Source organism: Streptomyces sp. NPDC048191, assembly GCF_040652655.1.
Classification (GTDB): Bacteria; Actinomycetota; Actinomycetes; order Streptomycetales; family Streptomycetaceae; genus Streptomyces.
This window is the reverse complement of sequence record NZ_JBEZMO010000009.1, coordinates 174155-196250: the sequence shown is the minus strand read 5'-3', so window position 1 is coordinate 196250 and position 22096 is coordinate 174155. Positions and strand designations below refer to the sequence as shown.

Genomic DNA, 22096 nt, shown 5'->3' with positions numbered 1-22096 from the left:
GCCCTGCCCGCTGCCGAGGGCGCCGCTGCCGATGCGGCCGCCCTCCTTGGCGAACGTCGAGTAGACGTCGGTCGGATTCATGCTCAGAAGTCCCAGCCGTCGTTCTCGGACTCGTCCTTGACCGGCTCGGGCGCGGCGAACGACTCGCCGACCATGCCCGCGGTCAGCGTCGTGCCGTCGCTCGGGTCGATCAGGATGAAGGAGCCGGTGCGCCGCGAGTCGGCGTAGGAGTCGACCGGCAGCGGCTCCGCGGTACGGATCTTCACCCGGCCGATGTCGTTGGCGACGAGCCGTCCCGGGTGCGGGTGCAGGGACAGGTCGTCCAGCGTCAGCCGGGACGGGATGTCCTTCACGATCGCCTTGACCGTGCGGGTGCCGTGCTTGAGCAGCACCCGGTGGCCGACGGTCAGCGGTTCGTCGGCCACATGGCAGACGGTGGCCTCCACGTCCTGGGTGGTGGCCGGCGCGTCCTTCGTCGGCACGATCAGGTCGCCGCGCGAGACGTCGATGTCGTCCTCGAGCAGGACCGTCACCGACTGCGTCGTCCAGGCCACGTCGACCGGCTCGCCCAGCAGGTCGATGCCCGCGATCCGCGTGGTCCGCCCGGACGGCAGCACCGTGACCTCCTCGCCCACCCGGAAGGTGCCGGCCGCGATCTGGCCCGCGTAGCCCCGGTAGTCCGGGTGCTCGGCGGTCTGCGGCCGGATCACGAACTGCACGGGCAGCCGGGCGTGGCAGTGCGCCAGATCGTGGCTCACGGGAACGGTTTCCAGGTGTTCCAGGACCGTGGGACCGCCGTACCAGTCCATGTTCGCGGACGGGTCCACCACGTTGTCGCCGGCCAGCGCCGAGATCGGGATCGCGGTGACCTCGGGCACGCCCAGCTCGGTCGCGTACGCCGTGAACTCCTCGGCGATCGCGGCGAACACCTTCTCCTCGTAGCCGACGAGGTCCATCTTGTTGACCGCGAGGACGACGTGCGGGACCCGCAGCAGGGCCGCGATCGCCGCGTGCCGCCGGGTCTGCTCGACCACGCCGTTGCGGGCGTCCACCAGGATCACCGTCAGCTCGGCGGTGGAGGCGCCGGTGACCATGTTCCGCGTGTACTGCACATGGCCCGGCGTGTCGGCCAGGATGAACCGGCGCCGGGGCGTGGCGAAGTAGCGGTAGGCCACGTCGATGGTGATGCCCTGCTCCCGTTCGGCACGCAGGCCGTCGGTGAGCAGCGCGAGGTCCGGGCCCTCCTGGCCGCGGCTCGCGGAGGCCCGCTCCACGGCCTCCAGCTGGTCGGTGAGGACCGACTTGGAGTCGTGCAGCAGCCGTCCGACGAGCGTGGACTTGCCGTCGTCGACGGAGCCGGCGGTGGCGAACCGCAGCAGCGTGGTGGCCGAGAGCGCCTCGGTCGTGGTCGTGCTCATGCTTAGAAGTACCCCTCGCGCTTGCGGTCTTCCATCGCGGCTTCGGACATCTTGTCGTCGGCGCGGGTCGCGCCCCGCTCGGTCAGCCGGGAGGCGGCGATCTCGGTGATCACGGCGTCCAGCGTGGTCGCGTCGGAGTCGACGGCGCCGGTGCAGGACATGTCACCGACGGTGCGGTAGCGGACCTGGCGCTTCTCGACCCGCTCGCCGTCCTTCGGGCCGCCCCACTCGCCCGCCGTCAGCCACATGCCGCCCCGCTGGAACACCTCGCGCTCGTGCGCGAAGTAGATCTGCGGCAGCTCGATGCCCTCACGGTCGATGTACTGCCACACGTCCAGCTCGGTCCAGTTGGACAGCGGGAACACCCGGACGTGCTCACCGGGGGCGTGCCGGCCGTTGTACAGGTTCCACAGCTCGGGACGCTGGCGGCGCGGGTCCCACTGGGAGAACTCGTCGCGCAGCGAGAACACCCGCTCCTTGGCGCGGGCCTTCTCCTCGTCCCGGCGGCCGCCGCCGAAGACCGCGTCGAACCTCTCGCTCTGGATCTTCTCCGTCAGCGGCAGCGTCTGCAGCGGGTTGCGGGTGCCGTCGGGACGCTCCTTGAGCACCCCGCGGTCGATGTAGTCCTGCACGGAGGCCACATGGAGGCGCAGGCCGTGCTTCTCGACCGTACGGTCCCGGTAGTCGAGGACCTCCGGGAAGTTGTGCCCGGTGTCCACGTGCAGCAGCGAGAACGGCACGCCCGCCGGCGCGAACGCCTTCAGCGCGAGGTGCAGCATGACGATGGAGTCCTTGCCCCCGGAGAACAGGATCACCGGGTTCTCGAACTCGCCCGCCACCTCCCGGAAGATGTGCACCGCCTCGGACTCCAGCGCGTCCAGGTGCGACAGGGCGTACGGGCTGGCCGTGCCGTCCTCTCGCTTGGCGACCGTGGTCATGCCAGTCCCCTCTCGCTCAGCAGGGCGTACACGCTCGCCGCGGACTCCTGCACGGTCTGGTGCTGCGACTCGATCCGCAGATCCGGGGCCTCGGGCTGCTCGTAGGGGTCGTCGACCCCGGTCAGCCCGGTCAGCTCGCCCGCGGCCTGCTTGGCGTACAGCCCCTTCACATCGCGCACGCTGCACACCTCGACGGGGGTCGCCACATGGATCTCCACGTACGACGTCCCGTTCTCCGCGTGCCGCTTCCGCACCGCCTCCCGGCTGTCCGCGTACGGCGCGATCACCGGCACCAGCGCCTTGACGCCGTTACGGGCGAGCAGCTCGGCGACGAAGCCGATGCGCTGCACGTTGGTGTGCCGGTCCTCGCGGGAAAAGCCGAGGCCCGCCGAGATGAACTCGCGGATCTCGTCGCCGTCGAGCACCTCGACGCGGTGGCCCTCGGCACGCAGCAGGCCGGCCAGCTCGTACGCGATGGTGGTCTTGCCGGCGCTCGGCAGACCCGTGAGCCAGACGGTGGCTCCGGTGGTCACGTGGTTCTCCTGGGTGGCAGTGGTCATGTCCGTCACAGCAGTGGCAACGTCAGCTGTGGACGAGGTGTGCGTCGCCGTGCGCGCGGTCATCCGTGCAGCCCGCACTCGGTCTTGGCGCGGCCCGCCCAGCGGCCGGCGCGCGCGTCCTCGCCCTCCAGTACCCGCCGGGTGCACGGGGCGCAGCCGATGGAGGGGTAACCGTCCATCAGCAACGGGTTGGTGAGGACGCCGTGTTCGGCGACGTACGCGTCCACGTCGTCCTGCGTCCAGCGGGCGATCGGGGAGATCTTGACCTTCTGCCGCTTTTCGTCCCAGCCGACCACCGGGGTGTTCGCCCGGGTCGGGGACTCGTCGCGGCGCAGGCCGGTCGCCCACGCCTGGTAGCCCTTCAGGCCCTCCTCGAGAGGCTTGACCTTGCGCAGGGCGCAGCACAGGTCGGGGTCGCGGTCGTGCAGCTTCGGGCCGTACTCCGCGTCCTGTTCGGCGACCGTCTGCTTCGGCGTGAGGGTGATGACGTTGACGTCCATCACGGCCTCGACGGCGTCGCGGGTGCCGATGGTCTCCGGGAAGTGGTAACCGGTGTCGAGGAAGACGACGTCCACGCCCTTCCTCGCGCGCGAGGCGAGATGGGCGACGACGGCGTCCTCCATGGAGGACGTGACGCAGAACTTCGTACCGAAGGTGTCGACCGCCCACTGGAGGATCTCCAGGGCGGAGGCGTCTTCGAGGTCGCGTCCCGCCTGCTCGGCGAGTGCCTTCAACTCCTCGGTGGTGCAGTCCTTCTGAGCGGTCGTCATATTCGCTCGTCCCCTCCGTTGTCGGCTCGCTGCAGCCCCCGGGCGAGCAGCCCGAGGAACTTCAGCTGGAATGCGCGGTTGCACGCCCCGCATTCCCAGGCGCCGTGGCCCTCTTCGCTCGGACGCAGGTCCTCGTCGCCGCAGTAGGGGCAGTGGAAAGGCGCGGCCCGCTCGCTCACGACAGCGCCTCCTCGGAAGCCCGCGCGGCCCAGGCGGCGAACCGCTCGCCGTTCTCGCGCTCGGCCTGGAACCGCTTCAGCACCCGCTCGATGTAGTCGGGCAGTTCGTCCGCGGTGACCTTCAGACCGCGCACCTTGCGGCCGAATCCCGCCTCCAGGCCGAGGGCGCCGCCGAGGTGCACCTGGTAGCCCTCGACCTGCTCGCCCTGGTCGTTGAGGACCAGCTGGCCCTTGAGACCGATGTCCGCGACCTGGATACGGGCGCAGGCGTTCGGGCAGCCGTTGAGGTTGATGGTGATCGGCTCGTCGAACTCCGGCAGCCGCCGCTCGAGCTCGTCGATCAGCGTCGCCCCGCGCTGCTTGGTCTCGACGATGGCGAGCTTGCAGAACTCGATGCCGGTGCAGGCCATGGTGCCGCGCCGGAAGGTGGACGGCCGGGCGGTGAGGTCCAGCGCCTCCAGGCCCTCGACCAGCGAGTCGACCTGGTCCTGTTCGACATCGAGGACGATCATCTTCTGTTCGACGGTGGTGCGCACCCGGCCCGAGCCGTGCGCCTCGGCGAGATCGGCGATCTTCGTCAGCGTGGCGCCGTCGACGCGGCCGACCCGCGGGGCGAAACCGATGTAGTAACGGCCGTCCTTCTGCCGGTGCACACCGATGTGGTCGCGCCACTGCTGGACGGGCTGCTCGGGGGCGGGCCCGTCGGTCAGCTCGCGCTTGAGGTACTCGTCCTGAAGCACCTGCCGGAACTTCTCCGCACCCCAGTCGGCGACGAGGAACTTCAGCCGGGCCCGGTTGCGCAGCCGGCGGTAACCGTAGTCACGGAAGATCGAGATGACGCCCTCGTAGACGTCCGGGACCTCGTCGAGCGACACCCAGGCGCCGAGCCGCACGCCCAGCTTGGGGTTGGTGGACAGGCCGCCGCCCACCCACACGTCGAAGCCCGGGCCGTGCTCGGGGTGCCGTACGCCGACGAACGCCACGTCGTTGATCTCGTGCACGACGTCCAGCAGCGGCGAGCCCGAGATGGCCGTCTTGAACTTGCGGGGGAGGTTCGAGTACGCCTTGTTGTTCAGCACGCGGCGCTTCATCTCCTCCAGCGCCGGCGTGCCGTCGATGATCTCGTCCTCGGCGATGCCCGCCACCGGGGAGCCGATCATCACACGCGGGGTGTCGCCGCAGGCGGTGACCGTGGACAGGCCCACGGCCTCCAGCCGCTCCCAGATCTCGGGCACGTCCTCGATCCGGATCCAGTGGTACTGGACGTTCTGCCGGTCGGTGATGTCGGCGGTGCCGCGCGCGAACTCCTGGGAGATCTCGCCGATCACCCGCAGCTGCTGGGTGGTCAGCGCGCCGCCGTCGATGCGCACCCGCAGCATGAAGTAGCGGTCGTCCAGCTCCTCCGGCTCCAGTACGGCGGTCTTGCCGCCGTCGATGCCGGGCTTGCGCTGGGTGTACAGCCCCCACCAGCGCATCCGGCCGCGCAGGTCGCTCGGGTCGATCGAGTCGAAGCCGCGCTTGGAGTAGATCGTCTCAATGCGTGTCCGCACATTGAGACCGTCGTCGTCCTTCTTGACCTGCTCGTTGCCGTTCAGCGGGGTGAAGTGGCCCACCGCCCACTGACCCTCACCACGGTGACGGCTCACCTTGCGGCGGGGCGCGGAGGCGGCGGGGTTCGGCGGAGTGGCGGCCATGGTTCTACGTCCTTCGGACCGGTGGGAATCGGCACTTGACCAGCGCGTACGCGCGCACGCGGACAGGCGTGCGCGTCCTTGCGCAGGGCGAAATCAGATACGGGGGGGCTCGGCGGTGCTGGGGCGGTCAGCTCGCCGGACAGATGGCGCTGGACATGCGGCCGAGGTCGACGTGCCGCCGACTCACCAAGGCAATTCCAGTTCCAGACATGACGGAAGCGTGTCACGGCGATCTGGACACAGTCCAGCTTTATCCATCATGCGGACACCCTTGTCCCGGATTGTGGGACAAGGGTGTCGTCGCTCACATGCGTCGCCGGGAGGCTTGTCCTGGCAGGTCAGGCCGGGTATGCGCCGGGCCACGGACCCGGAGTCGGCGCGTCCGTTTCCAGCTCGACCTTGGTGTCGAACAGCTTGAAGCCACGCCGCTGGTAGTTGTCCAAGGCGAACTCGCCGTCCTTGCTGCAGGTGTGCAGCCACACCCGCTTCGTCGGCGCGCGCCCCGGCCACCGCTCGGCCAGGTCCCAGGCGCGGGCCGTGCCGTACGACAGCAGATGGCCGCCGATGCGCCGGCCGCGGAAAGCCGGGACCAGACCGAAGTAGACGATCTCGACCGCACCCTCGTCCTGCGGCTCCAGTTCCACATAACCGGCCGGGGTGCCCCGGTCGTAGGTCACCCAGGTCTCCACGCCGGGCCGCTCCAGGTGCTCCTGCCACCGCGCGTACGTCCAGCCCAGCCGGTCGGTCCAGCGGATGTCGCCGCCGACCGAGGCGTACAGGAACCGGCTGAACTCGGGGGAGGGCACCTCGGCACGGACGATCCGGACGTCGCCCTCGGGAGCGGCGGCGGGCAGAAGATCGGCCGCCGAGGTCTGCTCCAGAGACCAGGTGGTGACAGGAACGCTGCTCATGCGGGCCAGGGAATCATCCCCCTGCCCGGTCTGTCGATCGACCGGGTCACTCGGGGCGGGGGCCGGGGGCGGGGGCTCCCGGAGTCCCGGCGGAGGTGTCCGGCGGGCTCCGTGCCCGGTGGATGTCCCGCTCAGCCGGCGAACGCGCCGCTCACCCCAGCGCCCGGACCAGTTCCTCCAGGGGCAGGGTGAAGAGCATGCGGTCCGACAGTGACCACACCTCGCCCGTCCTCGGCCAGTAGGACAGGGAACCGGCGGACTGTGCCCAGCAGCGGTGTGAGCCGTCCGCGCCGCAGTGCGCCGCCTTCGCGCCCCCCGCGTCCTGCCGCCACAGCGCACCGTGCCCGTCCCGTGAGCCGGGCAGTTGTCCCACATACCAGGACGCGTCCTCGGCCCCGGGCCGCCAGTAGGAGAGCACGCCCCGGATCCCGGCCGCCCGGGTCCGGTACGCCTCCTCCGCCTCCACCCGCCCCGTGGCATCCGTGGCGAGCAGCCCGCCGCGGGCGGGGCCCGTGCTGAACGCGTACCGCCACAGCCGGGCGTCCCGCTCGCCGTCCGGCGCGGACCACTCCGCGGCGACCAGACTGTCCGGCGCGGTCCCCCGGTCGACGGCGAGCGCGCCGGGGCAGGGCGGGCCGGAGCGCGCGCAACGGCCCGCGGTGAAGCGGTACGAGCCGACCGCGGGCATCACGTACCGGTAGCCGTCGGCGGACCAGCCGCCGGGCACGCGGCCGATCGCCGGCCCGTCGACGCTGGTGCGCTGGATCCGGTCGAGGTCGTAGACGTACAGCGCGTCGGCGCTCCCGGTCCTGGTCGTCACCAGCAGCTTGTCCTGGTACCAGACCATCCCGGAGATCGCGGAGGACAGGCCCCGGTAGTCGCGCCCGCCGTCGACCGGCACCACCAGCAGCACCCAGCGGTAGGCGAGGCGGGCGGAGTCGTCGGCGTTGACGAAGGCGACCCTGGCCAGGCCCCGCTCGGCGGCGCGGCCCGTGGTGGTGTCGTGGGTCCAGCCGGCGAGGACGACCCGGTGGGCGCCCCGGACGCCGTCGTCGGCGTCCCCGGGGGTGGTCACCGACGCCGGCCGCCAGCCCGTAGCGGCGGAGTCGGCCCTGTCCCAGCAGTAGGCGCGGGTGGCGGAGGGGGAGACGGGCAGGGACGCGCGGTCGGCGGAGGAGCAGTCGGCGGACTCGCGCATCCCGCGGTCGGCGCTCGCGAGGACGGCGTCCACGCCGACCGGGCGGCCCATCGCGGCGGAGAGCCGGTCCAGTGTGCGGGCCGGGACCAGCCGCTCCTGGAGCCGGAAGCGGCCGGTGTCCGCCGGGGAGGAGAGCGGCTTGAGCGCGCCGGGGCTGTCGGTGACGTCGGCCTGGGAGGCGCTGATCAGCGTGGCGGCCGCGGTGAGTGCCAGCGCGGTCCCGGTCAGGACCGCCCGTAGCGCAGCACCCCGCCTGCGCCTGCGGTGTCTGCCGCGATGCTTCATCTCGTCCCCTCTTCCAGGGCTCCTCCGCCGCCGGGGCGCGCCGGCCGTCGGCCGGCCAACTGCGCCTGGTGATCCGTACGTTGACGCGAGAAGCAGGTGAGGAGGCCCTCTAGGGATGCTACGGCAGCAACGGCTCGCGCAGGGCGAAGACCCCGCAAATATGCGGAAGACACGCTCACTGGGCGCGCGGCTCGCCGTCCTGCGCGGCCGTCCGTCTCCGCGTGATCGCCGGTGCCGTCGAGGAAGGCAGCAGGTCACGGGGGTCGTCGGGGAGAAGCACCTCGATCTCCGCGTCCTCGCAGAAACGATACGGCCGATGACACAGAAGTTCACCGAAGTACCGCCGGATCCGGGACATCTCAGCCCGTACCGTCACCGTGCGTGAGGGGTCCCCGAACAGATCCTCGGCCAGGGCCGCCGCACCGCGGCCCGAGCGGTGCACGGCCAGCAGATACAGCAACTCCGCATGCCGTGGACTGAGTTCACGCGACCAGGAACCCGCGGAACCGCTTACCGTCAGTGTACTGCGGCTCGCCCTGCCCAGGTCCAGCACGATCCGCGTGACCGTGCCGACCGGTTCCTCCACCGCCCGCAGCAACCAGCCCCCGGCCAGCGGTTCCACCGCGCACGACCCCAGCGACGGAACCCACCTCCGGCCCGGCGCCAGTGACTTGGGCAGCGTGACGCGCCGCACGTACGGCATCCCGGACACCGCCGCCGACCAGCCGTCCCGGTCCACCACCAGCGAACGCCCGTCCAGCCGCGCCAGCACCGGCGCCGCCACCGACCGCAGCCGCTCCAGGGACTCCAGATGCAGCTCCCGCAGCCGCGCCTCGGCCAGCTTGGCCACCGAGTCCACCCAGGCGAGCGTCGCCGGATGCACGGTCTCCAGCGGCCCGCTGACGTCCACGACACCGATCAGCCGGCCGTCCCGGGGATCGGTGATCGGCGCGCCCGTACAGGTCCAGGAGGCGTGCGAACGGACGAAGTGCTCGGCGGCGAAGACCTGCACGGGCCGCCGTACGACCGCCGGGGTGCCCACCCCGTTGGTGCCGACGACGTCTTCCCGCCAGTCCGCGCCGAGTTCAAAGCCCAGCCCGTCCGCCTTGCGCAGCACCGGCGGGGCACCCTCCCGCCAGAGCACCCGCCCCTCGGCGTCCGCGACGACCATGATGTGCTGGGTGACGTCGGCGACCGAAAGCAGCCCCTGCCGCAGCAACGGCAGGACATGTCTGAGCGGTGACTCCTCGCGCCGGCGCCGTACCTCGTCGTAGGGCAGCAGCCCGGATCTGAAATCGTGCTCCGGGTCGACGCCGCTGCGCAGCATCCTTCCCCAGGACTGCTCGATCACCGGCCGGGGCGCGATCCTCGCCCGCTGACCGGCGAGGGTGGCGTCGCGCACCTCGCTCAGCAGCCGCGCCGCCTGTGGCGCGTCCACGGCGGCCAGGCGCGCCACGTTCATCGGCGGGTTCACCACGGGGGTCCTCCCGGAAAGGGCGTCGTACACACTTGTCAAGCCGTCCGGGCGGCGGTTTCCGGTCCGGCTGTCCTTCTCATACTGCCGCTCCGGGCAGGCCGGAGGCACACACTCCGCGCACGTGCGCCAACAAGTTGCAACCCCCTGCAACCCTGGTGGACGGTCGGAGGGTGGCCGAGACTTGACCCCGACGCGCTATCGCGTCCAGGGGCTCAACGTGCCCATGAGGTGGGGGTGGTGCCGTGTCGGCGCAGCACCACCCCCACCGGGGGTCTGGCCGACTTCGCACCACGGGGCCCGCGGGTGGGGCGTCGGCGGGCGCGGCGGGCCCTTCGTGGTCGCTCGCGCGGTTCCCCGCCCCCCGAGTGAGCCCGGTCCGCCGGCGCTTCACGTGATCGGGCGAGCCCGTTCCACAACCGCTTCCAGATCCAGGCCCGTGGGCAAGGTACCGAACGACGCCCCGTGGTCGCCGCCCAGGCGCGAGGCGCAGAAAGCGTCTGCTACCTCCGGGGGTGCGTGCCGGACCAGGAGCGAGCCCTGGAGCGCCAGCGCCAGCCGTTCCACCAGTCGCCGGGCCCGCCCCTCGACGCCGTCCAGGTCCGCGAGTTCGGTGAAGAGGTCCTTCACCGCCCGGTCGAGGCGGTGGTCGGCGCCGTGGGCCCGGCCGATCTCGGTCAGACAGGCGTCCAGCGCGCCCGGTTCCCGTTGCAACGCCCGCAGCACGTCCAGCGCCTGGACGTTCCCGGCGCCCTCCCAGATGGAGTTCAGCGGCGACTCCCGTACCAGCCGGGGCAGTCCGGACTCCTCGACGTAACCGTTTCCGCCCAGGCACTCCGCCGCCTCGACCGCGACGGGCGCACAGCGCTTGGTGATCCAGTACTTGGCGGCCGGCACCGCCAGCCGCAGGAAGGCGCGCTCCTGTTCGCCGCCGTCGTCGTACGCGGCCGCCAGCCGCAGCGCGAGCGTGGTCGCCGCCTCGGACTCCAGCGCGAGATCGGCGAGGACATTGCGCATCAGCGGCTTGTCGATCAGCTTCCCGCCGAACGCCTCACGGTAGGTGCAGTGGTGGATCGCCTGCACCACCGCCTGCCGCATCAGCCCCGCCGAGCCGAGCGCGCAGTCCAGCCGGGTCGCCGCGACCATCCCGATGATCGCCCGCACGCCGCGCCCCTCCTCGCCGACCCGGCGCGCCCAGGTACCCGCGAACTCCACCTCGGCGGAGGCGTTGGAGCGGTTGCCCAGCTTGTCCTTCAGCCGCTGGATCAGGAACGCGTTGCGCGTGCCGTCGGGCAGCACACGCGGGACCAGGAAACAGGTCAGCCCCTGAGGGGCCTGGGCCAGCACGAGGAACGCGTCCGACATGGGCGCCGAACAGAACCACTTGTGCCCGGTCAGCGCGTAGGCGCCCGCCTCGGCCAGCGGCCGGGCCTCGGTGGTGTTCGCGCGGACGTCGCTGCCGCCCTGCTTCTCCGTCATCCCCATGCCGAACAGCGCACCCGGCTTGCGCGCGGCGGGCCGCAGCTCCCGGTCGTAGATCGTGGACGTCAGCCGCGGCTCCCACTCGGCGGCCAGCACGGGATCGGACCGCAGCGCGGGCACGGCCGCGTGCGTCATCGACAGCGGACAGCAGGTGCCCGCCTCGATCTGGGCCCAGACCAGGAAGCCCGCGGCCCGGCGGACGTGTCCCGACGGACGGATCCAGGCGCCGGTCAGCCCTGCCGAGACCCCCTTGCCGAGCAGCCGGTGCCAGGCCGGATGGAAGTCGACCTCGTCGATCCGGTGGCCGTACCGGTCATGGGTACGCAGCCGCGGCGGGTGCTCGTTCGCCTGCCACCCCCACTCCTGCAGCTGCGCCGAGCCTCCCGCCCTGCCCAGCGCGGACAGCTCCGCGCGCACCTCCTCGAGCGCGTCCGGACCGGTGTGCCGCTCGACGGCCGCGACCAGGGCCCGGTCGGCGGTGAACAGGTCGTAGCCGACCAGCGGAGGCGGCTGGTTCGTCACGGTGTGGGTGGAGGTGCCTGCCATGATTGCGAACCTACCCGGGACAGCGGCGGTGATGGCCTCCAGAGTGGCACAGCCGCGCCGCGCGGGCGGCGGATGCGGTCACCCGGCCCGGAAGGTGAGGCGGGTCCGCTGCTGCGGATACCTTTGGTTCGTGCAGCCAGCAAGTGAATCCCCCGAGCGGCCCGCCGGTCGCCTCCACCGGGCCAGAGCCCTCTACCGGAACGTCTCCAAGCGCAGGACCGCCTGGCTGCTGCTCAAGGACACCGTCAATTCCTGCATGGAGTACCGCATCCTGGGACTGGCCGCCGAGGCCGCGTTCTTCACCCTGCTGTCCGTGCCGCCCCTGCTGCTCTGCCTCATCGGGCTGCTCGCCTACGTCGACACCTGGACCGGCGCCCACACCATCCAGAGCCTGGAGACCAACATCCTGGAGGCCTCCCGGACGGTCCTGTCCGACAAGGGCGTGAAGGAGATCGCCGAGCCGATCCTGCACGACGTGCTGAAGACCCGGCCCGACGTCATCTCCATCGGGTTCGTCTTCGCCCTCTGGTCGGGATCACGCGCGGTCAACGTCTTCATCGACACCATCACCGTCATGTACGGCCTCGACGGCGTCCGGGGCATCGTCAAGACGCGGGTGATGTCGTTCGTGCTGTTCATCGTCGCGCTGCTGATCGGCTCGGTGGCACTGCCGCTGATGGTGGCCGGCCCGGACGCGGTGGTCGGGGTGGTGCCCTGGTCGGAGACGGTGGTGCAGGTCCTGTACTGGCCCGTCGTCATCGTCCTGTCCGTCGCCTTCCTGACGACCCTGTACCACGTCTCCGTGCCGGTCCGCTCCCCCTGGATCGAGGACGTACCCGGCGCCCTCGTCGCCCTCGCCATGTGGGTCCTGGGCAGCTTCCTGCTGCGGATCTACCTCGTGCACACCATCGAGGGCGCCACCATCTACGGCTCCCTCGCCGCCTCCGTGGCCGTACTCCTGTGGATCGGCGTGTCGGCCTTCGCCGTCCTCGTCGGCGCCGCGGTGAACGCCGCCATCGACCGGGTCTGGCCCGCCGCCGCCACCGCCGCCGCCCGCGCCGCGAACGAACGGATCCGCGAGGCCCAGGTCGCCGAGTACGTCGCCCGGGCCGCGGCCGGCCGCGAGGCCGACCCGGACGACCCCGACATGCCCTCCGAGTTCCCCGAGCGCTGGTCCCGCTTCCTGCCCCCCGAGGACGTCACCGCCCGCCTGCGCACCCACGCCAAGCACGCCCACCACCCGCACAAGACCAACGGCCGCGATCCGCACGAGGCCGACGGCCGGCATCCGCACGAGGCCAACGGGGACGGGGGGAGCGCCCGGCAGGACAAATGACCGGGCGCACGGTCGCGCAGGGGCGCGTGGTACGGGGCGTCCGCGCCGCCCTCAGACCTGCCACGCCCCGGCCGTGGCCGCCTCCCGGGCGAAGTTCCCGAAGTCCCGCGGCGCCCGGCCCAGTACCTGACGTACACCGTCCGACACGCGTTCGTTCCGCCCGTCGAGCAGCGCCGTGAACAACTCGACCAGGAACCCCACCTCCTCGGGCGGCACCCCGGACCCGGCCAGCCGCGCACCGTAGTCCCGCGGCGCCACCGCCCGGTAGACCAGCTCCCGTCCCGTCGCCGCCGCGACCTCCGCGACCGCCTCGCCGAAGGTCAGCAGCCGCGGCCCGGACACCTCCAGCGTCCGCCGCACATACCGGCCGCCGCCGGTCAGCGCGGCCACCACCACGTCCGCGACGTCCCGCACGTCGACGAACGGCTCCCGCACCGCCCCGCCGGGAAACACCAGCTCCCCGGCCACTCGCAGCTCCTCCAGCAACGGCCCCTCGCTGAAGTTCTGCGCGAACCACGCGGCCCGTACGACCGTCCACTCGGCCCCCGACTCCGCGACCGCCTCCTCCGTCGGCTGCGCCTGCTCCTCCCCACGGGCCGACAGCAGCACCAGCCGCCGCACCCCGAGCCCCACCGCCGTACGGGCGAGCCGGCCGACCGCCGCGGGCGCGTCCGGAGCACCCACGTCCGACGGGTACACCAGGTAGGCCGCGTCGGCACCGCGCAGCACCGGTTCCCAGGTCGTCCCGTCCCGCCAGTCGAAACCCCGCGCGCGGGAGGCGGCACGGACCGTCAGGCCCGCCGCGCGGGCAGCGGCCGCGACCCGGCTGCCCGTCCGACCGGACGCACCGGTCACGACGACCGTGGACACGGGCCCCTCCTGCCCGCCGCCGGTGTTCTCGGCCGGCTGAGGCGTCTGCGTCGTCTGCGTGCTGTGCGTGCTGTGCGCGTTGTGCGCCTGCGCGTTCCGCGTCTCCTGCGTCATGTCCGTCAGTCAACTGCCGTGCGGAACAAGCCGACATCGCCGAACCACTCGTCGCCATAAGCGCGCGTCTACGCTGCCCTCATGGACGCACTCGCAGGCCTGCTGGACGGTCCTCGCGCGCGTGGCGCCTTCCTGATCCGGGCGTGCTTCGACCCGCCGTGGGCCGTGCGGGTGGCGGACGAGGCGCCGCTGACCGTGATGGTCATGGCGCGCGGTACCGCCTGGATCACTCCGGACGACGGCGCGCCGGTGCGGCTGGGCGCCGGAGACCTGGCCATCGCCCGCGGACCGGACCCGTACACCTGCGGCGATGAGCCGGACACCGCCCCCCAGGCACTGATCCTGCCCGGTGGCGAGTGCCGCTACCCGGACGGCACCTCCCTGAACGGCTCCATGGACCTCGGGGTGCGCACCTGGGGCGATCGCTCCGACGCCGGCACGGTCATGCTGATCGGCACCTACCTGATGCGCGGCGAGATCAGCGGACGCCTCCTCGACGCCCTGCCGCCCCTGCTGACCCTGCCCGCCGACGTGTGGGCCTGCCCGCTCACCCCGCTGCTGGCCGAGGAGATCGTCCGTGACGCACCCGGTCAGGAGGTCGTCCTGGACCGCCTGCTGGACCTGCTGGTCATCAGCGCCCTGCGGGCCTGGTTCTCCCGCCCGGAGGCGGCGGCCCCCGCCTGGTACCGGGCCCTGGCCGACCCCGTCGTGGGCCGCGCGCTGCGCCTGCTGCAGGACGACCCGGCGCATCCGTGGACGGTGGCCGCGCTCGCCGCCAAGGCCGGGGTGTCCCGCGCGGCCCTGGCCCGCCGGTTCACCGACCTCGTAGGGGAACCCCCGATGTCCTACCTGACCGGCTGGCGACTCGCCCTCGCTGCCGACCGGCTGCGCGAGACGGACCTCACCCTCGACAGCATCTCCCGCCAGGTCGGCTACGGCAGCGCGTTCGCCCTCTCCACCGCGTTCAAGCGCGTGTACGGCGTGAGCCCGCAGGAACACCGGGCGGGCCGCGGTGGTGGCGTTCAGGGACCGGCCCCGGCGGCTGAGCCGCACGTCTCCCCCTGAGGGCTTCCACCCCGTTGTCTCCACCCGGTGAGTGACGCTGCTTTCCACCTGATCTCCACCCGCCGCTCCACCCGTGCTCCGATCCGCCCGGCACCGACCCGGACCTAGCGTTTTCGCGAGGGCCGACGCTCCGGAACCGTCCGGCGCGGCCCGGCCGCAGGCGTGGTCAAGGAGGCGGAGGACCGTGGTCGAGGAGGCGGGCGACATGGTGGACCCGGTGCGTACGGGTGGCACGGCACCGGTGGATGTGCTGCGCGCGGTCGACGAGGCGGCCGCCTCGGACCCGGCCGTTCGGGAACGGGGCTCGCGCACGTCGGCGAGGACGGGCCGCACGGCCTACGGCCCACTGCTCACGGTCGCCGTAGACATTCTCCTGCCGCTGCTCGTCTACTACGCGGCCCGCGCCCTCGGGGCCGGCCAGGGCCCGGCGTTGCTGCTCAGCGGCGCGCCCCCCGCCCTGCGGCTGGTGTCCGGTGCCGTGCGTCGGCGCCGGATCGACGGCGTGGACCTGTTCTTCACGGTGCTGCTGGCGGTCGCGGCACTGATCACCCTGACCGGTGGCGGCGCCCGCGTCCTGCTGTTCAAGGACGCCGCGCTCTCCCTCCTGGTCGGCGGCTGGATACTCGGCACCGGGTTCACCGGCAGGCCGCTGGCCTTCCAGCTGGGACAGCGCCTGCACCGGGGCCCGGCGGCCCGGGCGCGGGCCGTGATGTGGCGGGACTCCGCCGAGTTCCGCCACGGAATACGTGTCCTGACCCTGGTCTGGGGCGCCGAGCAGCTCCTCGACGGCGGCCTCGGCGCACTCGCCGCCGTCACCCTGCCCACCGACATGGTGCCGCTGCTCACCCGCGTCCTCTCGCTCCTCCTGCTGGTCCTGGCCGCCGCGGCCACCGCCGCCTACGCCCGCCGCTTCCGCACCCGCCACGGCCTGCGGCTGTTCGCCGCCCCCGACATCGCGGACGAGGCGGGCGGGCCCGCCGAGAGGTGACCAGGCGGCCGAGGCCGGCACGGGCACCGGGCAGGCGGGGACGGAGGGCCGCACAGGTGCCCCGGCGACGTAGGCTGACAGCCGTGTACACGGAACGGGCGTCCCGGCTGACCGGCGCGGTCGTGTGGACGAACACCCCGGACGGGACCGGTGCAGGGCCCGTGCTGCCCGACGGTTGCATGGACCTGCTGTGGAGCGAGGGCCGGCTGCTGGTGGCGGGCCCCGACACCCGCCCCTACGTCCCCGAGGGCCCGCCCCGCACCTGGGCAGGCGTCCGCTTCTTCCCCGGCACCGCGCCCGCGCTGCTCGGCGTACCCGCGCACGAACTGCGCGATCTGCGGGCCGACTTGGCGGACCTCTGGCCCGCAGCCAGGGTTCGACGGCTACGGGCGCGTGTCGAGGCGGCGGGTGACCCGGCGAGGGCACTGGAGGACATCGCCCTGGACCGGGCCGCGCGGACCACGGCCCCCGATCCGCTGCTCCACCGGCTCGTGGAGCGTCTGGACGAGGGCCGCACGGTCTCGGCCACGGCCGACGAACTGGGCCTCGGCACACGCACCTTGCACCGCCGCTGCCTGGACGCGTTCGGCTACGGCCCCAAGACCCTGGCCCGCATCCTCCGGCTGCAGCGGGCACTGACGCTGGCCCGCTCCGGGACGCCGTACGCCGAGACGGCTACCCGCGCGGGGTACGCGGACCAGTCCCACCTCGCCCGCGACGTACGGGAGTTCACGGGCCTGCCGCTCGGGCGGCTACTCGGCGGGGGGTAGCGGGGCGAACAGGTCGACTCCGTTGCCGTCGGGGTCGTGCACGCAGGCGTACCGCTGTCCCCAGAACGCGTCCCACGGCTTCAGCTCCCCGTGGTACCCGGCAGCGACCAGGTCCTCGTAGCGGGCGTCGACCTCGGCGGGGGAGTCGCACCGGAAGGCGAGCCCCACGCGGCTGCCGCCCTCGGGCGGCCGCCAGCCGGAGTGGAAGGAGCGGATGGTTTCCTCCGTGTCCAGCGCGAGCACCAGCCCACCGGGCAACTCGGCTTCGACATGCGGCTGTTCCTCGGCCCCGGCAGGGAAGACCAACCCGAGGCGACGGTAGAAGGCGAGCGAGGCGGCCAGATCGGAGACCACCACGCCGATCACGGCGAATCGTGCAGTCATGCGGTCACCGTAGGGGCGGCGCCGCCCGCCGGTCTTGAAGGAATCGGACACCCGGGGGGGTGGGCGCCGAGGGGGCTCGCGTGCGCAGGCGGCATGGACGAGGGCGGGCCCGCTCCGCACGTCGCCGCCTCGCCTCGGGGCCGACCGCACCGGGCCTGCCGTTTCAGCAACGCGGCCTCACAGCGCCCGTCGTGCGGTGTTCCGTGCCCCGCGCCTCAGCCGAACGTGACCGGTCCGTTGGGCGTGGCGACGGTGAAGGAGAGCGCGACCGGTCCCGCGGTGAGCGTCAGCTCGGTGCCCAGAGCCGCCAGCCGGCCGCGTACTTCAGCGGGGTCCGGAACCGTGGCGGTGATCTCCAGCAGCGGGGTGACCGGCAGGTCCGAATCCGTCGGGTGGCGGGAGTCGCCCCAGTCGATCAGGAACGGCACCAGGCCTGAGGGATGCGCGTGGCCGCCCTCGGTCAGCCGCCACCGCAGCAGCGTGCCGTCCGGTGTGCGGCGGCTCATCGGGCGCACGAGCCCGGGGTCGTGGCCCCGCGCCCGGGCCGCCGTGACCGCCGCGTCCAGGTCGGGCGGGCTGATCGCCCAGGTCAGGGTGCGCGGCCCGGTCAGCCGGCCGACCCCGAACGGCCGCGGACCGGCGGGCTCGGGCTGGTCCGGGTCGGGCTGGTCCGGGTCGGGACCGAGGATCTCCAGATAGCTACGGCCGCCCAGCCCCACCAGATGGTTGCGCGTGCCGCGGCCGACATGCACACCGCCGGGCGCGGGCGTCACCCCGGTCCGCCGGGCGAAGTCGGCGACCGTCGCCGCCAGATCGGGCGTGCCGAGCACGAGATGGTCCAGCAGCGGGGGAACGGCTGTCATGCCCGGCGAGGCTACGGCCACCGGGCCCGCCCATCAAGGGAGTTGGAGCGGACGCGAACACCCACGGCATAGGGTCGTCACATGGCCGCGCGACTGCTGCTCTACACCCGCACCACGGACTACCGTCACGATTCCATCCCGGACGCCGTCGCCGCCGTACGCGCGCTCGGCCGGTTCGCCGTCGAGCACACCGAGGACCCCGCGGACCTGGAACGGCCGCTGGAGGGGTACGCGGCCGTCGTCTTCCTCTCCACCAGCGGCGAAGTGCTGACCCCGGCCGGCCGAGAGCGGCTCGCGCGGTACGTGGACTCGGGCGGCGGTTTCGCCGGGGTGCACGCGGCGGCCTGCACCGAGTACGGCTGGCCGTACTACGGCGAACTGCTCGGCGCCCGTTTCGTACGGCACCCCGCCCTCCAGCCCGGCCGGGCCGTCGTCGAGGACCCGGGCCACCCCGCGACGCGCCGGCTCCCGCCCGTCTGGGACTTCACCGACGAGTGGTACGACTTCGACGCCAGCCCTCGCGGGCGGGTGCGGGTGCTGCTCAGCGCCGACGAGACGTCGTACGACGGCGGCGGAATGGGCGCGGACCATCCGCTCGCATGGTGCCGCGAGCAGGAAACGGGCGGTGGCCGCGTCTTCTACACAGCGCTCGGCCATGCGTCAGAGGCCTACCGCGACCCGGACTTCCTCGCCCACCTGGACGGCGGTCTCGGCTGGGCGGGTCGGCTCCACGCGTGACGTTTCTGCGGTGAACCGGTTCCTCCATTGGGGTGAGTAAAGCTCGCCTTTATGGAAGGTCACGTGAGTATCTATAGATGCTCTTGCTTTGGCAAAGGGCGTCGAGACGCGGTAGCCCATCCCGCCCCGCGTCACCCACCCACAGGAGGAGCCGGACCTTGACTTACGGTAAAAAGCTGCGCGAGCGCATCGCCGGGCCCGGGACCACACCGCTGATCGGCGTGTACGACATGTACTCGGCGTCGATCGCGGCCAAGCACTACGACGGGATGTTCGTTTCGGGATTCGGTTTCGCGGCCTCGTACTACGGGCTGCCGGACATCGGTTTCATCGCCTGGCCCGACATGGTGGCCTTCGTCCAGCGGCTGCGGGGCGCGTTCCCGCACCACCACCTGCTGGTCGACATCGACGACGGCTACGTCGACCCCGAGGTCGCCTGTCATGTCGTCGAGGGGCTCGAACGCATCGGTGCCTCCGGGGTGATCCTGGAGGACCAGAAGCGGCCCCGCCGCTGCGGCCACGCCGAGGGCAAGCAGGTGCTGCCGCTGGAGGAGTATCTGGAGAAGCTGCACAAGGTGCTCGAGACCCGCAAGGACCTGGTCGTCGTCGCCCGTACGGACGCCACCGACGAGCACGACATCCTGCACCGGGCCGAGCGTCTGGCCGCGACCGACGCCGACGTGGTGCTGGTCGACGGGGTGCGCAGCGTCGAGTGGATCAAGCGCATCCGTGAGGTCGCGGGAAACAAGCCGCTGCTGTTCAACCAGATCGCCGGCGGCAAGTCACCCCGCCTGTCCCTCGGCGAGCTGTCCGATCTCGGCGTCGACGTCGCGATCTACAGCACCCCGTGCCTGTTCGCCGCGCACGAGGCGATGGACTCCGCGCTCGCGGGCCTGAAGGCGGCCGACGGCCGGCTGCCGGAGGTGGACCCCGCGAGCGGTATCGGTGTGAAGGCCTCCACCAGCCTGCTGGAGCGCAACATCGCCCGTGAGCGGCTCACTCCCGAGGGCGTGGGCGTGTGACCGGTCGCGTGCCCCGGGTCGGGGTCGTCGTGGCGGCCGCCGCACTGCTCGGGGGCGGCGCCGCACCCGCTGTCGCGTCCGGAAGCCTGATCACCGTGGTCGACAACTCCCACGCCGACTCCTGGCTGGAGGTCGACCGCGCGGCCAATGTCCAGACCGGCAGTGGCACGGCCGGCAGCGACCACGACGGCAGCGCCGTGGACGTGGTCGAAGCCCTTGTGGGCGCCGCCGGTCGCCACGCCGAGGACTGACCGGCAACCGTTTACCCGAGGACAACCGCATACGCGCATGCGGCGACGGCCGGCACCCCGTGCGGGTGGTGCCCGGCCGTCGTCGTGTTTCCGTGCTCGTTTCAACCCTGCTTCGGGCCTGGCTCGGCCCTGGTTTCGACTCCTGCCTCAGTCCTCGTCGAGGTCGGGGATACCGTTTTCGTCGAGTTCGACGTCCTCCTTCGGGTCGTGCTCGTCGCCGGGTGCGGTCACGGTGGTCCGGTGCAGTCCCGGAGCGAGCGTCCGGGAGGTGGCGTGGGCCGTGCCGTAGGCGATGGCCAGGGCGACTGCGGCCACGGCGAGAGCCGCTGCGGTGCGCATGGTGAGGTTCATGCCCGGGAAACGCTCCCGCGCGGGCGCGGTCACCGCGCTGCGTCCGAACGGGCGCCGCCCGTCACGCAGTTGGCCGCTCCCCGGACGGCGCGGCCGTGCTCGCGCGCGGCACCAGCCGGGTCGACAGCTCGGTGCGCGTGCCCTCCGGTCGCTCCCCGTGCATCTAGTTGCCCGACAGCACGCGGGACACGCTGGCCACCGAGACCCCTGCCCGCTCCGCCACGTCGCGGATGGTCGCCTGCCCGGCGTCACCCGTCGTCTTGCGCCGGCTCACCGCCGGCTCCTTCACCGTAGTCCCCCGCACCGGGCGTGCCGGTGGCCGGTCCGCGTCGGCGCCGGAACCGTATCCCAAGGGCTCGTCGCCCCGATCGGCCTGTGGATAACTTCCGTCACGCGACCCGCGCCAGGTCCGCATGCCGCACCTCGAAGGCCAGCGGCCGGCCAGCGACCAGCCGTTCCAGCTCGTCGACGACCACCTTGCCCAGCCGCTCCAACTCGTTGCCGAGGGAGCCCGCGATGTGCGGGGTGAGGACGACGTTCGGCAACCGGTACAGCGGCGATCCGGCCGGCAGCGGTTCCGGCTCGGTGACGTCGAGGATCGCCTGGAGCCGGCCGGTCACCAGTTCCTCGGTGAGGGCGTCATGGTCCACCAGCGCACCCCGCGCGGTATTGATCAGTACCCCACCGTCCCGGATCAGGGCGAGCCGGGCGCGGTTGAGCATGTGGTGGGTCTCAGGGATGTCCGGCGCATGCAGGGTGACGATGTCGCTGCGCCGCAGCAGATCCTCCAGCGGTACGAGATCAGCTCCCAGGGCTGCGGCCTCGGAACCGCTTACGTACGGATCGTGTAGAAGCACCTCGTTGTCGAACGGCCGCAGCAGTTCCAGCAGTCGGCGGCCCACCCGGGAGGCGCCGACGACCCCGACCCGGCGGCCGACGTTGCCTGTGGCGGACGTCTCGGCGGGGGAGGGCGGGGTGTGCGAGGTGCGGTAGCGCTCGCGATGAGTGAAGACGTCCTTCCCCGCGAGCAGGATCATCGCGAGCGTGTACTCGGCGACGGGCACCGCGTTGGCGGTCGCTGCGCTGGACACCGCGATGTCACGCTCCCACAAGGCTTCTCCGATCAGCGAGCGTACCGATCCGGCGGCATGCAGCACCGTCCGCAGCCGAGGGACCGCGGTCAGGGCGCCCGAGTCCAGGACGGGGCAGCCCCAGCCGGTGATCAGCAGTTCGGCGCCGGCCAGCGACTCGGCGACGGCTGGGTCGGCGAAGTCTCGCACGACGAGCGCGCAATCGATCTCGGCCGTCCGCTGCAACCGCGCCATGAGGGCTGGAGGGAAGAGCAGGGGCAGGTGCACCGGATCCATGGCGAACACGGCCCTGGGCAGCTGGGCGCTGGGCATGACTCTCCTGAGGCGCGATGGGAAACGGTTTCTGAAAGCGCCTTCTACGGTAGATCCGGCGGTGAAGGGGAGGCAATCGGTGGGGCGGGTGACGGGGGTGGAGCAGTCTCGCCGGTGGGGGCCCAAAGCCCCATGGTGAGAGGTGAGTTGTGGACTTGGCTCGGGCTGCGGCGGTGGGTGGGAAAAGGCTCTTCTGTTGTGGTCGAGCGAGGCGGGGGTGAGGACCCTACAGATAGAGGGTTAGCGCTTGCTGCGGACCTGGGTAACGTGATTCGGGGCGGCCGACAAGGAATCAGTCTGCTGGCGGCGGCCCTTACGGAGGTTGCAGAAGATCAGTCGGAGTACATCTCCGCCATGTACCACTCGATCGCCCCCGAAGGCGGCTGAGACTACGGCTCCACCAACTGCGGCTACGACCCCCTCGGCTTCGGCACCCTGATGTACGCCGAGTAGCCGACGTACGCCGAACGGCCCAGCGCCGGGCTC

23 protein-coding genes and 1 pseudogene are annotated in these 22096 nt (G+C 72.1%); 7 read left to right on the top strand and 17 right to left on the bottom strand.

From position 1 onward, the window contains the following. Positions 1 to 83 precede the first annotated feature (83 nt). From AB0D93_RS17800 to AB0D93_RS17750, 11 genes are all read right to left on the bottom strand, one after another. Positions 84 to 1418, bottom strand: a complete 1335-nt coding sequence (locus AB0D93_RS17800) for a GTP-binding protein (protein ID WP_362120205.1) — start codon at positions 1416 to 1418, stop codon at positions 84 to 86. A 2-nt stretch (positions 1419 to 1420) separates the two neighbouring features. Beyond that, positions 1421 to 2356, bottom strand: coding sequence for a sulfate adenylyltransferase subunit CysD (gene cysD, locus AB0D93_RS17795; protein WP_362120203.1), 936 nt, complete (start codon positions 2354 to 2356; stop codon positions 1421 to 1423). Further along, positions 2353 to 2916, bottom strand: coding sequence for an adenylyl-sulfate kinase (gene cysC / locus AB0D93_RS17790; protein ID WP_362120201.1), 564 nt, complete (start codon positions 2914 to 2916; stop codon positions 2353 to 2355). Before cysC ends, cysD begins: the two co-directional genes overlap by 4 nt. A 59-nt stretch (positions 2917 to 2975) precedes the next feature. Next, positions 2976 to 3686 carry a phosphoadenylyl-sulfate reductase gene (locus AB0D93_RS17785; protein WP_362120198.1) on the bottom strand — a complete coding sequence of 237 codons (711 nt, stop codon included), beginning with the start codon at positions 3684 to 3686 and terminating at the stop codon, positions 2976 to 2978. Beyond that, positions 3683 to 3865: a hypothetical protein gene (locus tag AB0D93_RS17780; RefSeq protein WP_362120196.1), complete on the bottom strand. Its 183-nt coding sequence runs from the start codon at positions 3863 to 3865 to the stop codon at positions 3683 to 3685. The genes AB0D93_RS17785 and AB0D93_RS17780 overlap by 4 nt, the downstream gene beginning before the upstream one ends. Then, entirely contained in the window at positions 3862 to 5559 is a 1698-nt protein-coding gene (locus tag AB0D93_RS17775; RefSeq protein WP_362120194.1) for a nitrite/sulfite reductase, read from the bottom strand. Before AB0D93_RS17775 ends, AB0D93_RS17780 begins: the two co-directional genes overlap by 4 nt. Positions 5560 to 5686: 127 nt before the next feature. Beyond that, positions 5687 to 5770 carry a putative leader peptide gene (locus AB0D93_RS17770; protein ID WP_309486338.1) on the bottom strand — a complete coding sequence of 28 codons (84 nt, stop codon included), beginning with the start codon at positions 5768 to 5770 and terminating at the stop codon, positions 5687 to 5689. A 127-nt stretch (positions 5771 to 5897) separates the two neighbouring features. After that, the gene (locus AB0D93_RS17765; protein ID WP_362120192.1) at positions 5898 to 6470 is read right to left on the bottom strand and encodes a GNAT family N-acetyltransferase; all 573 of its coding nucleotides are present in this window, start codon (positions 6468 to 6470) and stop codon (positions 5898 to 5900) included. A gap of 151 nt (positions 6471 to 6621) precedes the next feature. Beyond that, positions 6622 to 7953, bottom strand: a complete 1332-nt coding sequence (locus AB0D93_RS17760) for a hypothetical protein (RefSeq protein WP_362120190.1) — start codon at positions 7951 to 7953, stop codon at positions 6622 to 6624. A 175-nt stretch (positions 7954 to 8128) separates the two neighbouring features. Continuing rightward, on the bottom strand, positions 8129 to 9415 hold the full coding sequence (locus AB0D93_RS17755; protein WP_362120388.1) for a GAF domain-containing protein: 1287 nt from the start codon (positions 9413 to 9415) through the stop codon (positions 8129 to 8131). 402 nt (positions 9416 to 9817) lie between these two features. Next, positions 9818 to 11455, bottom strand: coding sequence for an acyl-CoA dehydrogenase family protein (locus AB0D93_RS17750; protein ID WP_362120188.1), 1638 nt, complete (start codon positions 11453 to 11455; stop codon positions 9818 to 9820). A 130-nt stretch (positions 11456 to 11585) separates the two neighbouring features. Between AB0D93_RS17750 and AB0D93_RS17745 the strand changes: the two genes are divergently transcribed. Beyond that, entirely contained in the window at positions 11586 to 12791 is a 1206-nt protein-coding gene (locus AB0D93_RS17745; protein WP_362120186.1) for a YihY/virulence factor BrkB family protein, read from the top strand. Positions 12792 to 12842: 51 nt separating this feature from the next. Here the strand turns inward: AB0D93_RS17745 and AB0D93_RS17740 are convergent, their stop codons facing one another. Then, positions 12843 to 13775 (bottom strand): NmrA family transcriptional regulator, encoded by a 933-nt coding sequence (locus AB0D93_RS17740; protein WP_362120184.1) that lies wholly within the window; start codon positions 13773 to 13775, stop codon positions 12843 to 12845. A gap of 81 nt (positions 13776 to 13856) precedes the next feature. On the opposite strand from AB0D93_RS17740, the gene AB0D93_RS17735 reads away from it, so the two are divergent. The 3 genes from AB0D93_RS17735 (at position 13857) to AB0D93_RS17725 (ending at position 16598) form a co-directional block, all read left to right on the top strand. Further along, positions 13857 to 14840, top strand: a complete 984-nt coding sequence (locus AB0D93_RS17735; RefSeq protein WP_362120182.1) for an AraC family transcriptional regulator — start codon at positions 13857 to 13859, stop codon at positions 14838 to 14840. Positions 14841 to 15024: 184 nt separating this feature from the next. Beyond that, a complete protein-coding gene (locus tag AB0D93_RS17730; RefSeq protein WP_362120180.1) occupies positions 15025 to 15828 on the top strand; it encodes a VC0807 family protein in 804 nt (267 codons plus the stop codon). Positions 15829 to 15911: 83 nt separating this feature from the next. Further along, entirely contained in the window at positions 15912 to 16598 is a 687-nt protein-coding gene (locus tag AB0D93_RS17725) for a helix-turn-helix transcriptional regulator (RefSeq protein WP_362120178.1), read from the top strand. On the opposite strand, the gene AB0D93_RS17720 is transcribed toward AB0D93_RS17725, so the two are convergent. Then, positions 16581 to 16982, bottom strand: a complete 402-nt coding sequence (locus tag AB0D93_RS17720; protein WP_362120176.1) for a VOC family protein — start codon at positions 16980 to 16982, stop codon at positions 16581 to 16583. The genes AB0D93_RS17725 and AB0D93_RS17720 overlap by 18 nt on opposite strands. A 215-nt stretch (positions 16983 to 17197) precedes the next feature. Continuing rightward, positions 17198 to 17845 (bottom strand): VOC family protein, encoded by a 648-nt coding sequence (locus AB0D93_RS17715; RefSeq protein WP_362120174.1) that lies wholly within the window; start codon positions 17843 to 17845, stop codon positions 17198 to 17200. Positions 17846 to 17926: 81 nt separating this feature from the next. Between AB0D93_RS17715 and AB0D93_RS17710 the strand changes: the two genes are divergently transcribed. From AB0D93_RS17710 to AB0D93_RS17700, 3 genes are all read left to right on the top strand, one after another. Further along, the gene (locus AB0D93_RS17710; RefSeq protein ID WP_362120172.1) at positions 17927 to 18583 is read left to right on the top strand and encodes a ThuA domain-containing protein; all 657 of its coding nucleotides are present in this window, start codon (positions 17927 to 17929) and stop codon (positions 18581 to 18583) included. A 158-nt stretch (positions 18584 to 18741) separates the two neighbouring features. Then, positions 18742 to 19605 (top strand): isocitrate lyase/PEP mutase family protein, encoded by an 864-nt coding sequence (locus AB0D93_RS17705; RefSeq protein WP_362120170.1) that lies wholly within the window; start codon positions 18742 to 18744, stop codon positions 19603 to 19605. Next, on the top strand, positions 19602 to 19856 hold the full coding sequence (locus AB0D93_RS17700; protein WP_362120168.1) for a hypothetical protein: 255 nt from the start codon (positions 19602 to 19604) through the stop codon (positions 19854 to 19856). Before AB0D93_RS17705 ends, AB0D93_RS17700 begins: the two co-directional genes overlap by 4 nt. A 147-nt stretch (positions 19857 to 20003) precedes the next feature. Here AB0D93_RS17700 and AB0D93_RS17695 read toward each other — a convergent pair whose 3' ends face one another. The 3 genes and pseudogenes from AB0D93_RS17695 to AB0D93_RS17685 form a co-directional block, all read right to left on the bottom strand. Beyond that, positions 20004 to 20207: a hypothetical protein gene (locus AB0D93_RS17695; RefSeq protein WP_362120166.1), complete on the bottom strand. Its 204-nt coding sequence runs from the start codon at positions 20205 to 20207 to the stop codon at positions 20004 to 20006. Between the two features lie 166 nt (positions 20208 to 20373). Then, a pseudogene (locus tag AB0D93_RS17690) lies at positions 20374 to 20511 on the bottom strand (LacI family DNA-binding transcriptional regulator); the annotation flags it as partial. Positions 20512 to 20596: 85 nt separating this feature from the next. After that, positions 20597 to 21610, bottom strand: a complete 1014-nt coding sequence (locus AB0D93_RS17685; protein WP_362120164.1) for a hydroxyacid dehydrogenase — start codon at positions 21608 to 21610, stop codon at positions 20597 to 20599. Between the last annotated feature and the right edge of the window lie 486 nt (positions 21611 to 22096).